This window comes from Alcaligenes sp. LTN-3, assembly GCF_059735605.1.
On sequence record NZ_JCAPDN010000001.1, the window covers coordinates 857,666 to 870,548 of the forward strand.

Annotated in this window: 12 protein-coding genes; 4 read left to right on the forward strand and 8 right to left on the reverse strand. The window is 56.4% G+C overall.

All coding sequences use genetic code 11. The features are described from left to right. Positions 1–14: 14 nt before the first annotated feature. The 3 genes from pyrH to rpsB all read right to left on the reverse strand — a co-directional run bounded on the left by pyrH (position 15) and on the right by rpsB (position 2,564). Entirely contained in the window at positions 15–731 is a 717-nt protein-coding gene (pyrH, locus tag AC6I6N_RS04100; protein WP_094196819.1) for a UMP kinase, read from the reverse strand. A 93-nt stretch (positions 732–824) separates the two neighbouring features. Next, positions 825–1,703, reverse strand: coding sequence for a translation elongation factor Ts (gene tsf / locus AC6I6N_RS04105; protein WP_094196820.1), 879 nt, complete (start codon positions 1,701–1,703; stop codon positions 825–827). A gap of 111 nt (positions 1,704–1,814) precedes the next feature. Then, on the reverse strand, positions 1,815–2,564 hold the full coding sequence (rpsB, locus tag AC6I6N_RS04110) for a 30S ribosomal protein S2 (protein WP_094196821.1): 750 nt from the start codon (positions 2,562–2,564) through the stop codon (positions 1,815–1,817). A gap of 645 nt (positions 2,565–3,209) precedes the next feature. On the opposite strand from rpsB, the gene map reads away from it, so the two are divergent. Genes map through AC6I6N_RS04130 form a run of 4 tightly spaced genes read left to right on the forward strand, consistent with a single transcriptional unit; the run spans position 3,210 to position 7,814 of the window. Further along, positions 3,210–4,013 carry a type I methionyl aminopeptidase gene (map, locus tag AC6I6N_RS04115; RefSeq protein ID WP_094196822.1) on the forward strand — a complete coding sequence of 268 codons (804 nt, stop codon included), beginning with the start codon at positions 3,210–3,212 and terminating at the stop codon, positions 4,011–4,013. A 3-nt stretch (positions 4,014–4,016) separates the two neighbouring features. Continuing rightward, positions 4,017–6,596 carry a [protein-PII] uridylyltransferase gene (locus AC6I6N_RS04120; protein WP_094196823.1) on the forward strand — a complete coding sequence of 860 codons (2,580 nt, stop codon included), beginning with the start codon at positions 4,017–4,019 and terminating at the stop codon, positions 6,594–6,596. After that, positions 6,596–7,309 (forward strand): MarC family protein, encoded by a 714-nt coding sequence (locus tag AC6I6N_RS04125; protein WP_094196824.1) that lies wholly within the window; start codon positions 6,596–6,598, stop codon positions 7,307–7,309. Before AC6I6N_RS04120 ends, AC6I6N_RS04125 begins: the two co-directional genes overlap by 1 nt. 4 nt (positions 7,310–7,313) lie before the next feature. Further along, the gene (locus tag AC6I6N_RS04130) at positions 7,314–7,814 is read left to right on the forward strand and encodes a disulfide bond formation protein B (protein WP_094196825.1); all 501 of its coding nucleotides are present in this window, start codon (positions 7,314–7,316) and stop codon (positions 7,812–7,814) included. Positions 7,815–7,892: 78 nt separating this feature from the next. Here AC6I6N_RS04130 and AC6I6N_RS04135 read toward each other — a convergent pair whose 3' ends face one another. From AC6I6N_RS04135 to folC, 5 genes are all read right to left on the reverse strand, one after another. Next, positions 7,893–8,405 carry a ClbS/DfsB family four-helix bundle protein gene (locus AC6I6N_RS04135; protein ID WP_094196826.1) on the reverse strand — a complete coding sequence of 171 codons (513 nt, stop codon included), beginning with the start codon at positions 8,403–8,405 and terminating at the stop codon, positions 7,893–7,895. 122 nt (positions 8,406–8,527) lie between these two features. Next, positions 8,528–10,012, reverse strand: coding sequence for an amidophosphoribosyltransferase (gene purF / locus AC6I6N_RS04140; RefSeq protein ID WP_094196827.1), 1,485 nt, complete (start codon positions 10,010–10,012; stop codon positions 8,528–8,530). 23 nt (positions 10,013–10,035) lie between these two features. Then, the gene (locus AC6I6N_RS04145; RefSeq protein ID WP_094196828.1) at positions 10,036–10,524 is read right to left on the reverse strand and encodes a CvpA family protein; all 489 of its coding nucleotides are present in this window, start codon (positions 10,522–10,524) and stop codon (positions 10,036–10,038) included. Beyond that, on the reverse strand, positions 10,521–11,366 hold the full coding sequence (locus tag AC6I6N_RS04150) for an SPOR domain-containing protein (protein ID WP_094196829.1): 846 nt from the start codon (positions 11,364–11,366) through the stop codon (positions 10,521–10,523). The genes AC6I6N_RS04145 and AC6I6N_RS04150 overlap by 4 nt, the downstream gene beginning before the upstream one ends. A gap of 38 nt (positions 11,367–11,404) precedes the next feature. After that, positions 11,405–12,796 carry a bifunctional tetrahydrofolate synthase/dihydrofolate synthase gene (folC, locus tag AC6I6N_RS04155; protein ID WP_094196830.1) on the reverse strand — a complete coding sequence of 464 codons (1,392 nt, stop codon included), beginning with the start codon at positions 12,794–12,796 and terminating at the stop codon, positions 11,405–11,407. Positions 12,797–12,883: the final 87 nt, after the last annotated feature.

Below are 12,883 nucleotides of genomic sequence, written 5' to 3' on the forward strand. Positions count from 1 at the left end.
AAATTCCTATAACTTTAAACGTGAACCAGGGTGCCCTCGTCCTCGCCACAAACCGCACGCGTCAAAGCACCGGGTTTGTTGATCGAAAACACCTTAATCGGCAGTTTCTGATCGCGACACAAGGCGAAGGCCGTGGCGTCCATCACTTCCAGACGACGCACAATGGCCTCGTCAAAGCTGATGCGCGAATAACGGGTCGCACCGGGATCCTTATTGGGATCGGCACTGTAGATGCCGTCAACCTTGGTGGCTTTCAGTACGATTTCCGCCCCCACTTCGGCGCCGCGCAAGGCCGCTGCCGTATCGGTGGTAAAAAACGGATTGCCCGTACCGGCTGCAAAAATAACAACTTTGTTTTCTTCCAGGTAACGCAGTGCCTTGGGACGAATGTAAGGCTCCACAACCTGTTCAATATTCAGGGCAGATTGCACACGGGCATCCAGGCCACGGTGCTTCAAGGCATCTTGCAAGGCCAGCGCGTTCATGACGGTGGCCATCATGCCCATGTAATCGGCTGTCGCACGATCCATGCCCTGGGCACCTGGAGCGATGCCGCGAAAGATATTTCCCCCGCCAATCACGATAGCCAGTTGCACCCCCAACTGGGCAACCTGGGCGATCTCCTCCGTCATGCGAATGATTGTGCTGCGATTAATACCGAACGAGTCCTCACCCATCAGCGCTTCGCCGGAGAGCTTTAACAGGACACGTTTGTAAAGAGGGGTAGTCATGGGTGGGATTCCAAGTGACGAAGACAGAAGAGAGTGTAAAGCAGCAGGGCAGGCACCGCCACTACGGTGCCTGCCCTGAAAAAACCAGCTAGATTAGGCTTGGCCGGCAGCAGCAGCTACCTCAGCGGCGAAATCCTCAACACGCTTTTCAATGCCTTCACCCACAACGTACAGGGTAAAGCCAGCGATCGATGCTTTTTTCTCGTCCAGCATTTGCTGCACGCTTTGCTTGTCGTTCTTGACGAAAGGCTGGCTCAGCAGAGTCACTTCTTTCAGGAACTTGGCAACAGCGCCGTCAACCATTTTGGTGACGATGTCAGCAGGCTTGCCCGATTCAGCCGCTTTCTGAGCCGCCACGGAGCGTTCGGCTTCGATTTCAGCAGCGTCAACACCGGAAGCGTCCATCGCTTTAGGACGAGTCGCAGCAATGTGCATGGCCAGATCCTTGCCCACTTCTTCGTCGCCACCGGCGAAATCAACCAATACGCCGATTTTGCCACCGTGAACGTAGCTGGCCAGTTGGCCGACTGTTTCGTAGCGCTGAAAGCGACGGATCGAGATGTTTTCACCAATCTTGCCAACCAGAGCAGCGCGCACGGTCTCGACATTGCTGTCGGCCAGTGGCAGTTCAGCCAAAGCGGCCAGATCTGCTGGGTTGTGCTTGGCAACCAGTTGTGCGACGTCGTTGATAAAGCCGATGAAGTCATCGTTCTTGGCAACGAAGTCGGTTTCGCAGTTGACTTCAACAACGGAGCCGGTCTTGGCATCGTCAGCAATGTAAACAGAAACCAGGCCTTCAGCGGTAACGCGGGTAGCTGCTTTGCTAGCCTTGCTGCCCAGCTTCACGCGCAAGATTTCTTCAGCACGTGCCATATCGCCGTCGGCTTCGGTCAGTGCTTTTTTGCATTCCATCATGGGCGCGTCGGTTTTCTCGCGCAATTCTTTAACCATCGATGCGGTGATTTGAGCCACGGTTTTCTCCAATTCTGTAGAACGTGCCCCGGCAAGCCGGGGCGATACGAAAGGTCACTGTAGCTGTCTGCCATGACAACTGATGGTGTCTGGCAGACAGCGGTGAACCTGTTACTCCTGGGTGTCAGCCTGAACTTCGACGAATTCTTCGTCAGCGGCGATTTCTTCAACCAGACCGTTCAGGTTCTGTTCGCGGCCAGCCAACACGGCGTCAGCCATGCCACGGGCATACAGAGCGATAGCCTTGGCCGAGTCATCGTTACCAGGAATCACGTAATCCAGACCTTCTGGCGAGTGGTTGGTATCAACCACGGCCACAACGGGGATACCCAGCGTGCGGGCTTCGGCCACAGCAATCTTGTGGTAGCCGACGTCGATCACGAACAGGGCGTCAGGCAGGTTGTTCATGTCCTTGATACCGCCGATGGCCTTGTTCAGCTTTTCCAGTTCGCGCTCGAACATCAAGGCTTCTTTCTTGCTCATGGTTTCCAGACGGCCTTCAGCCATCTGACCTTCCATTTCTTTCAGACGCTTGATGGAAGTCTTGACCGTTTTGAAGTTGGTCATCATGCCACCCAGCCAGCGGCTGTCAACGTAAGGCATACCGCAACGCTCGGCCTCAGCAGCCACCAGTTCGCGAGCAGCACGCTTGGTACCGACGAACAGCACGTTGCCGCCACGAGCAGCCAGTTGACGCACGAATTTGGTTGCTTCTTCGTACTGAACAACCGTTTTTTCCAGGTTGATGATGTGGATGTTGTTACGCTGGCCGAAGATGAACGGAGCCATCTTGGGGTTCCAGTAACGGGTTTGGTGGCCAAAGTGCACACCAGCTTCCAGCATTTCACGCATTAAAGACATAAAGTTCTCCAAGGGTTTGGTCTTGTAACTGCCCGGTATCCGGTAAGGGCCGCAGCCTGTGCTGCATTCCAGACACCCCGAGACGGACAGTCACGCGATTTACTACATACAACATAAAAAACGTCGCCCGACATGAGCGTACGCCTGCACTGCAACGGACCCGCGCCTTTGAGCAGACAAGAAATCTGCCGTCAAACCCGGGCCTGAAACTTTTCTGGCTACTGCCTGCATGCAGCGCACCGCTTGCAGGTGTATCCTAGGGGATTGCCTGGTCAGCATCTGTTGACAAGAACCGGGCTGCTGCCCATGTTGCTTTTGCAACGCTTGTAATCGTGCTGACCCTGTATTCGTTGTGAATTCTGCGTGTTTTTGCTGGCTCGCAGCGCCCTGAGGCGTTTTTTTCAATCTTGGAGCAAACTGTCCTGACCCCTTGCTTTACTCATCCGCCCTGAAGATTCAGAAGGCCTGAGAAAAGCCGGTCAAACCAGGAAAACCCAGATTTAATGCGGTAAACAGCGCTTTGTGCTGCCTTACACCGCCTTGCCTGGACAGCCGCCAGATCGTCCCAAACGGGACTGTGCGTAACTGCAAAATTCACAAAAGCCTATAATTCTACTATTTTTCAATAGACCTGTTCAAGTTGCTATGAGTATTCTCGTCACAGACCCCACTGATCTCGAAAAAATGCGCACTGCTTGCCAGACGGCGGCATCCATCCTTGACTACCTGACCCCCTTTGTCAAAGCAGGCGTCACGACTGGCGAATTGGACCGCCTGTGCATGGAGCGCATCAATGAACTAGGGGTCAAATCAGCCACCGTGGGTTACGCGCCCCCTGGCTACCCGCCCTTTCCGGGCTCTATCTGCACCTCCGTCAACCACGTCATCTGTCACGGCATTCCTGGCGATAAAGTGTTGAAAAACGGCGATATTCTGAACATGGACGTCACCATTATTCAAGATGGCTGGTTTGGTGACACCAGCCGCATGTTCTACGTGGGTGAACCCAGCATCCTGGCCCGTCGCCTGACTGAAACCACTTACGAATGCATGTGGTTGGGCATCGATCAGGTCAAGCCGGGCGCAACCCTGGGGGATATCGGTCACGCTATTCAGCAACACGCTGAAAAACAAGGCTTTTCCGTGGTACGTGAATATTGCGGACATGGCGTGGGCCAAAAATTCCACCAGGACCCGCAAGTGCTGCACTACGGCAAGCCCGGCACAGGCGTAAAACTGGAAGCCGGCATGATCTTCACCATTGAACCCATGATCAACGCGGGCCGTCGCGAACTGCGCACCCTGGCAGATCAATGGACCGTCGTCACCCGCGACCACAGCCTGTCAGCCCAATGGGAGCACGCCATACTGGTGACCGATACCGGCTATGAAGTACTGACCGTCTCGCCCGGCATGCCTGCCCCTCCAGCCATCATCAACAAGGCCTGAACCATGTCCTTCCTGGCCCAGCTTCGCGACAGAATTGCTTGCCGCCGGGCCCAGGTCTACGAGCGCTTCAGGCAAGACCTGCATTGTGATCGTCTGCTCAAAAGCCTGTGCCAGATTTGTGACCAAGGCCTGCGCGAACTCCTGGACCGTTACCCCCTGCCCCGCCAAGCCAGCTTGGCGGCCTTGGGCGGGTATGGTCGCGGGGAACTGTACCCGCACTCGGATGTGGATCTACTGATTCTGTTGCAGCGTGAACCAAACGCAGAGGACATTGACCGCATCCAGGCATTGGTCGCCGCCTTATGGGATATCGGCCTGGCCCCCAGCCACAATGTGGCCACACCCGCCCAATGCCTGGAACAAGCCAGCCAGGACATCACTACCGAAACCGCCATGCTGGAAAGCCGTTGGTTGGCAGGCTCCAGGTTATTGCTGCGCCATGCCCAACAGCAACTGCAAAGCCAGATGGACCCGCAAGCCTTCTTTCTGGCCAAGCAGGCCGAGCAGCAGCAGCGTCATGCCCATCTGCAAGACACGCCCTACTCCCTGGAGCCCAACTGCAAAGAGTCGCCTGGCGCCTTGCGTGACTTGCAAGTGCTGCTCTGGATGGCCAGGGCAGCCGGTTTGGGGCGCACTTGGCTGGACGTCGCGCAATCCGAGCTGCTGACCGAATCCGAGCTCAATGCCCTGCAACGGGTCGAAGCAGCCTTCAAGCGCCTGCGCATTGAACTTCATCTACTGACAGGCCGCGCCGAAGACAGACTGCTGTTTGATCTGCAACCACGTCTGGCGGAAATCTACGGCTTCCAACCCACGGCCACCCGACGTGCCAGCGAACTGCTGATGCAGCGTTACTACTGGGCCGCCAAGATTGTCAGCCAGCTCAATCTGATCCTGATGCGCAGCATTGAGGAACACCTGTTTCCACAAACCGATCAGGAACCGCTTGTCCTGGATGAACACTTCCAGATTCATCATGGACAGTTGGAATTGCGTCAAGCCAATGGCTTCGAGCAAGACCCCTCTCTGATCTTTGTCGCCATGCTGCATTTGCAGCAACAAGCTAGTTTGCGCGGCCTGAAAGCCGATACGCTGCGCGCCTTGTGGCACGCCCGCCGCCTGATCGATACCACCTTCCGGGCCGAGCCCCGAAATCGACGTCTGTTTCTGGAAATTCTCCAACAGAACAAAGGCATTGTGCACACTTTGCGCTTGATGAATTTGCTCAACGTGCTGCCCCGCTACCTGCCTGTCTTCCGGCGCGTGGTCGGGCAGATGCAACACGACCTGTTCCATGCCTATACCGTGGACGAGCACACGCTGAAAGTCATACGCAATCTACGCCGTTTCACCATGACTGAGCACAGCGAGGAGCTGTCCATGGCCAATCAGCTAATGAGCGGTTTTGATCGCCACTGGCTGCTGTATATTGCCGCCCTCTTTCACGACATTGCCAAAGGGCGCGGTGGGAATCACTCCGAATTGGGAGCCCAGGACGCATTGGCCTTTTGCCAGGATCACGGCCTGATGCCCGTAGATGCAGAACTGGTGGTGTTTCTGGTCCGAGAACACCTGAGCATGTCTCAGGTCGCACAAAAACGCGATTTGAGCGACCCGAATGTGATTTTCCAGTTCTTACAAACCGTAGGCACCGAACGCCGGCTGACCGCCCTGTACCTGCTCACCGTAGCCGACATTCGTGCCACCAGCCCAACCGTCTGGAACTCCTGGAAAGGCAAGCTACTGGAGGATCTGTACAACCTGACCTTGGCGGCGTTAGGGCGCGACGTCAAGGACGGTGTCTCCGTGCTGGATCAACGCAAACGTGACGCCGCCGGTGAAATACGTCTGGCCGGTCTGCTGGACGATGCTCGTGAAGACTTTTGGCAATGGCTGGACAAGCCTTATTTTCTGCGTCATGACGCCAGCGAAATCGCCTGGCACACGATCCAGCTCTACCACCAGTCCCACAGCCTGACTCCTGTTGTGCGCATACGTCCCGCCGGACAAACCGACGCGCTGCAGGTACTGGTCTATACCAAAGACGCCAGCCGTCTGTTTTTACGTATCTGTCGTTACTTTGACAGCCAGGCCGTCAGCATTCAGGACGCACGCATCTACACGACTCGCCACGGCTGGGCACTGGACAGCTTTGTCGTGATGCTGCCCGCCTACGACCATGCCCTGCGGCGTGACCCCTTGCTGATCGAAACCGAGCTGTGCCAGGCACTACAGCAGGACTGGATCCCCAACGAGCATGCTCACGATCCCTATCGCGACATACGTTCGCGCCGGGCCAGAGTATTCCCCATTCAGCCCACCGTGGATCTGCGCCTGGATGAGCAAGGCCAAGACTGGATTTTGACCTTAAGTGCTACAGACCGGCGCGGTTTGTTGTACAGTCTCGCCCAAGTATTCGAGCGCCACGGCGTACGACTGCGCTCAGCCAAAGTCATGACTCTGGGCGACCGCGTGGAAGACGTCTTCATCCTCAGTGGCGCCGCACTGGAACACAACCGTCATCAATTGCGCCTGGAGCGCGATGTACGTTTGGCCCTCTCTCAACAAACCTCCGCGTCTTAATGGAAATCTCCTCTGTCTTTGCCGATGTCAGTCGCAGCTTCTTGTTTGCATTGGCCACACTCTTGCCCATGCTGAACCCGCCTGCGGCCGCCCCCATCTTTCTGACCCTGACCGAAGGGGCCAGCGTGCCCGATCGCGCCCGACTGGCCAAGAAAGTTGCCATCAACATTTTCATCATGCTGGCCATCGCTATGGTGGCAGGCAATATTGTGCTGAATTTCTTTGGCATCTCCCTACCCATCATTCGTATTGGCGGGGGCTTGCTGGTGATTGGCACCGCCTGGCGATTGATCAACGCCTCGGACTTTGATGCGGCACACGCCCAGAACATGGCCGAGTCCTATTCCTGGGAACAAATTCGCTCCAAGGCCTTCTACCCCTTGACCTTCCCCATGCTCTGCGGCCCCGGCTCCTTGTCTGCTGCGCTGACGGTAGGGGCGACCTTGCACGACAACTCGGTCGCCGGCACCATGAGCAAGCTGGCTGGCGCACTGCCCGCTATTGCGGCGGCCAGTTTTATTGTGTTTCTGGCCTTACGTTTTGCATCCCAATTTCTGTACAAACTGGGCAAGAATGGCACCGCTGTCGTGATGCGCCTGTCCGCCTTTATTCTCTTGTGCCTGGGCGTGCAGATTACCTGGGCAGGTTTCCACGAGCTTTTCCTGGGTTTGCTACAGGAAGCCTCTACCTTTCATTCTTTAAGTTCCTCTTGATACCATGGCCGCCTCTTCCCGCCAATCCGCTGCACCCTATTATCTGATCGCCCTGCTCGCCTTCTCAGGCGTAGGCATTGCGCTGCTCTCTCAGCACGTATTCAGCATCCCGCCTTGCGCCTGGTGCGTGCTGCAACGGCTGATTTTCATTGTGCTGGGCGTATTCAGCCTGATCGCAGGTGTGCTGCAGCAACTTGGTCACCCACGCAGCTCCACCATAGCCAGCCTGCTGGGTTTGGCCACAGCGGTAGGCGGTATTGTGGCTGCCTGGTATCAGGTCTCTGTGGCGCAACACCTGTTCAGTTGCGACCAGACCTTTGCTGACCGCTTCATTACCCAATCTGGCCTGGAAAGCGGCCTGCCCTGGTTATTTGGCATCTATGCTTCCTGCATGGACGCCCGTCAACCGCTGCTGGGAATCGAATACGCCTACTGGAGCCTGGCGTTGTTTGTCATTCTGGGCCTGGGCTTGCTGCTGACCTTGTTCAAGCGTCGTGGTGCTTAGCATTGGCGGCCATATGTTTCAGGCATGGCGTGACAGCTCGGCCAGACCGTGCGCCAGCACGCCAAGAACATCGAATTATCAGGTGATGGCGTTCGCTTTCTTCCACTTGCGCAACCGCAACCGTGCATTGGCATAGGGTGACGATGTATTGAACTGGATCATCCGGCCTTGGGTGTACCTCTCATACCAAGGCATGCCATACAGCGAAGCATCGTTTTCCTGCTCGACGAGCGCGACAATGCGAGCATGTACATCCGCAAATAGCCGCAGCAAGTCAGCGTAGGCCACGCCTGCATAGTCGGCATAAAATTTTTGCGCCAGTCTGCCTAACTCGCTCCACGTATAGCCGGTTTCAGGGAAATCGACCGGTCGTCCCTTTGATTTGCCATCACACCATTTCAGCACCAACAGATTCCATCCGATCAAATAAGCCACCAGATCGGACACACTCATCTGTGTGCCTTGTCTATGCCCCGGCAGCGTCGCGTCTCGGGCATGCTCCGCTGGCACACTGGCAAGGTCGGCCATCAGTTTCTGATAGGTGGTACGAATCGCATCCAGCAATTCCTGCTTGTTCTGTGGCACCGCCATACCGATCCTCTTTACGCTACGACGAAACTTCCGATTAAAACACCCCAAAGCTTGGACTGGCGTCCAGCTTTGGGGTGTAGCTCAGAAAAGCAGATTTTCTATTCAACTAAGCGGTTAAGCGATCAATCCGTCACGTCCGGCACTTCACGACCGCTTTTGCGGCCTTCCGCCAGCAAATTCAGATAAGCCTCGTCCACATCACCCGTCACGTACTCGCCACTAAAGCAGGAGGACTCAAAACCGGCAAAACGTGGATTCAAATCGCGCAGGGATTGCTCCAGATCGTGCAGATCCTGGTAGACCAGACCATCCACACCGATTTCCTTGGCAACCTGATCCACATCACGCCCCGTGGCAATCAGCTCGGACACGGTAGGCATATCAATGCCGTATACGTTCGGAAAACGCACAGGTGGCGCTGCCGAGGCAAAGAACACCTTGTTCGCACCGGCAGCACGAGCCATGTCCACGATCTGCCGGCTGGTTGTGCCACGCACGATGGAGTCATCCACCAACAGCACGTTCTTGCCCTGGAACTCCATTGGAATGGCGCTCAGTTTCTGACGCACAGACTTCTTGCGCACTTCCTGGCCGGGCATGATGAAGGTGCGACCTACATAGCGGTTCTTGATGAAACCTTCGCGGTAGTTCAGATTCAGATGAGCCGCCAGCTGCATGGCCGATGGACGGGCCGAGTCAGGAATAGGCATCACCACATCAATATCAGCCAGACGCAGATTCTTGGCAACGTTCTCGGCCAGGTACACACCCATCAACAAACGCGCGTCGTACACCGACACACCATCGACCGTCGAATCGGGACGGGCAAAGTATACGTATTCAAAGACACAGGGATTCAGGCGCGGGTTCTCGGCACACTGGCGGCTGCTGAGATTGCCATCCAGATCAATGATGATGGCCTCGCCGGGCTCCACATCACGAACCAGCTCAAAGCCGCAACCGGTCAAGGCCACGGACTCGGAGGCAACCATCCACTCCTCGCCCTTGGGGGTCACGTTGCGGCCCAGGCACAAAGGACGAATCCCGTTTGGATCGCGAAAGGCAACCAGACCAAAGTTCGCGATTTGTGAAACCACAGCGTAAGCGCCACGAGCACGACGGTGCACGGCGGCCACGGCGTCAAACACCTCGTCCTGAGACAGCTCAGGACCGGTAGCAGCACGTTGCAGTTCGTGCGCGTACACATTCAGCAGAACCTCGGAGTCCGAGTTGGTGTTGATGTGGCGACGGTCAATGGTAAATAGCTCTTCACGCAGTTCACGCCAGTTGGTCAGATTACCGTTGTGAACAAAGCTCAGGCCAAAGGGGGCATTGACGTAAAACGGCTGCGCCTCCTCCACGCTCTGGCTGGAGCCTGCAGTGGGATAACGCACGTGGCCAATACCACTATTGCCTGGCAAAGAGCGCATGTTGCGAGTACGAAACACGTCCCGCACCAGGCCAAATGCCTTGTGCATGCTGAAGAACTGGTCGTGCCAGGTCGCCAGCCCCGCTGCATCCTGCCCGCGATGCTGCAGCAAGAGCAAACTGTCATAGATCAACTGATTTACAGGGCTGCGCGCAACAACCCCTACAACTCCACACATGATTGGTTCCCGTTAGTGTGTTCTCAATAAGGCAGCCATTCTGCCAGAGACGGCGGCAGCATGGCCTTAATCGATTGCACCGCGCGGATCGCAGGCTCGGCCAACTTAGCCTGCTCCCACCACGGTTCTTTCGGTAAATCGGTATGTCCGGCCAGGATGACCAGAATCAGCACCAGCAATACCCCGCGGGCCAGCCCAAACAAGCCACCCAGCCCATGATCGGCAGGTGTCAAACCCGTTTGTTCTATCAGGCTGGCCAGCAGCATGTTCAACAAACCCACCAGCAACAAGACCATAAAAAAAACGGCTCCGTAGGCCAAAGCCGTACGTAATAAGCCGTTTTCTATCCAGACTTGTATCCAACCTGATGTGCGTGGCCCCCACCAGATTGCGGCCATGAAAGCCAGCAAATAGGCGCTGAGCGAAAGAACTTCCTTGATCAATCCGCGTATCAGGCCCAGCAGGCCTGATACGCCCACAATTCCAAGGACGATATAGTCGAAGCTGCTCACTTAGCCGAGATAAAACTGTTCTCGTAACCGAGCGAGCGCAAGCGGGCCTGAGCTGCCTGAGCCGCTTCACGGGTGGGGAATGGTCCCACACGCAAACGATAGGTTGGCTTGCCACCGCTTTGTGCCGTTTCTACATAGGCATTGGTCACACCGGCCGATACCAGCTGATCACGACGCGACTGGGCATCGTTCTGGTTGGAATAGGCGACAATCTGCAAAATGAAATTGCCTTGCTGCGCTGCGGGTTTGGTGGCAGCTGCAGGGGCAGGCTTGTTGGGTACACGGCCTTCGAGCAGGGCCAGCGCATAGGAGCCATCATCCGTACGGCCGTTTTGGGCAGGCGCTGGAGCAGGCTTGGGTTTTTCAACAGGTTTAGGCTTTTCGACCGGTTTGGGCTGCTCTGGAGGCGTTGTCACCGGCGGTGGTGCTGTCGGCGTGCTTGGCGTGGTCACATGAGCAGGATCCGTTTCAAGGCCGGGATTGACCACAGCCAGACCACCATTTGTGCTGGTGGAGGGATCAGTCACCGGTGGCTCGTCGGGCTGCTCGATAACAGGCGTTGGGGTGTTCTCTTGCACGACTAACTCGCCAGGGCGAGTTTGCGCCGCGCCCTGCCCCGTTGTCTGACCAATAGGGCCCAAGGCCAGAGATTGCTCGGGCTCGGGTGGCGTTTTGTCGGCAGTCAGCATAGGCACCAGCACAACCACGGCCAGAACCAGAGCCAACGCACCGATCAGACGGCGGCGAGCCCGTCCACGCAGTTCCGATAATTGTGAGTCGCTAGAAGCACTAGCGCGGCGACCCGACGATGAGGAAGTATCGTTACGTGAAAATAAACCCATGAGCCCCAGACCTATGAAATAAGCAGTCTTACCGATATTCAGGAAGATGAACGGTCGTTTGCGGCTTCAAGTATCGGCCCTACTGTCGCAAACGAGCCAAACACAACAATTCTATCATTGTCACTGGCCTCTTTTAATGCCGCCTCGTAAGCGAGCCGAGGACTGTTGTAACTGGATACGACTGCTGACGCTTTACTGACCGAAGCCCGTGCAACAGGTCGAACGCCCGGGCGATGTGAACTGGATTCGGCCTCGGGGGCCAGAACATCGTCAGGCGTCTGACCACTGGCCAGAACGGTGTGCACATGATTGGCCAATTCCTCGCCCGACATGCTGCGTGGTCCTTCCAAACTGGCGCACATCCAATGATCGATACGCGTGGCCATGCGGGCAATCACGCCATCCACATCCTTGTCCTTGTACATGCCCACAACCGCAATCGTCTTGGGGTAAGGCGGCATATTGTCCAGATTCTGCGCCAAGGCCGCCGCCGCATGCGGATTATGCGCCACGTCAAAGATCACGCAAGGCTGACCAGGCTGAATCTGGAAACGGCCAGGCATGTGGGCACGCAGCAAACCGGCGCGTACCGCTTGCGCAGGCACGGCCAAGCGGGGATGCAAGGATTCCAGCGCAGCCAATGCTGCAGAAGCATTAAGCAATTGGTTTGCGCCACGCAAGGCCGGGTAAGCCAATGCAGCGCGGCGCTGATTACGGCCACCGTAGGCCCATTGCTGACGGTCGCCGGAATAGTTGAAATCTTTGCCAAACAGCCACAACTGGGCACCAATCTCCTGGGCATAATCCAGCATGGTCTGTGGCGGCACGGGATCGGCGCAAATGGCGGGACGATCCGCACGGAAAATATGAGCCTTTTCCCAAGCAACCTGCTCTCGGGTATTGCCCAGGTATTCAGCATGATCAATATCAATGCTGGTAATGATGGAACAGTCCGCATCAATGATATTGACGGCATCCAGTCGGCCACCCAAACCCACTTCCAGCACCGCGACGTCAACGCGCTGCTCCTGGAACAGCAACAAGGCCGCCAGCGTGGAGAATTCAAAGTAAGTCAGTGTCAGGTCGCCCCGGGCTTCATTGATACGGGCAAATTGCGCCGTAATCTGGGCATCCTCGGCCATCTCGCCATTTAAACGAATGCGCTCGTTGTAGCGCACCAGATGCGGAGAGGCATACACACCCACCTTGTAGGCCGCCGCCAGCAAAATCGCTTCCAGCATGGCGCAGGTCGAGCCTTTGCCGTTGGTGCCGCCCACCGTGATAACGACGGAATCCAATTTGATGTTCAGACGTTGGGCAACCTCGCGAATCCGGCCCAGGCCCAGATCAATGGCCGCAGGATGCAAAGTTTCCAAATAGGACAGCCAGTCACTCAGCGAGGAGTCGGCTTTCAGAACAGGATGAGTCATGGACAACACCAATTACAAAATAAAAACGGCAGGCGCTGATGATAGCACCTGCCGTGATCCAATACGCCTTAACTATCAGGCCAATAC

Bases quoted from the DNA above. Each gene is read 5' to 3' on its own strand.
- AC6I6N_RS04135 (WP_094196826.1), bottom strand. From the start codon at position 8,405: ATGGCGGTGCCACAGAACAAGCAGGAATTGCTGGATGCGATTCGTACC.
- AC6I6N_RS04150 (WP_094196829.1), bottom strand. From the start codon at position 11,366: ATGGGTTTATTTTCACGTAACGATACTTCCTCATCGTCGGGTCGCCGC.
- purF (WP_094196827.1), bottom strand. From the start codon at position 10,012: ATGTGTGGAGTTGTAGGGGTTGTTGCGCGCAGCCCTGTAAATCAGTTG.
- map (WP_094196822.1), top strand. From the start codon at position 3,210: ATGAGTATTCTCGTCACAGACCCCACTGATCTCGAAAAAATGCGCACT.
- folC (WP_094196830.1), bottom strand. From the start codon at position 12,796: ATGACTCATCCTGTTCTGAAAGCCGACTCCTCGCTGAGTGACTGGCTG.
- pyrH (WP_094196819.1), bottom strand. From the start codon at position 731: ATGACTACCCCTCTTTACAAACGTGTCCTGTTAAAGCTCTCCGGCGAA.
- AC6I6N_RS04120 (WP_094196823.1), top strand. From the start codon at position 4,017: ATGTCCTTCCTGGCCCAGCTTCGCGACAGAATTGCTTGCCGCCGGGCC.
- AC6I6N_RS04130 (WP_094196825.1), top strand. From the start codon at position 7,314: ATGGCCGCCTCTTCCCGCCAATCCGCTGCACCCTATTATCTGATCGCC.
- rpsB (WP_094196821.1), bottom strand. From the start codon at position 2,564: ATGTCTTTAATGCGTGAAATGCTGGAAGCTGGTGTGCACTTTGGCCAC.
- AC6I6N_RS04125 (WP_094196824.1), top strand. From the start codon at position 6,596: ATGGAAATCTCCTCTGTCTTTGCCGATGTCAGTCGCAGCTTCTTGTTT.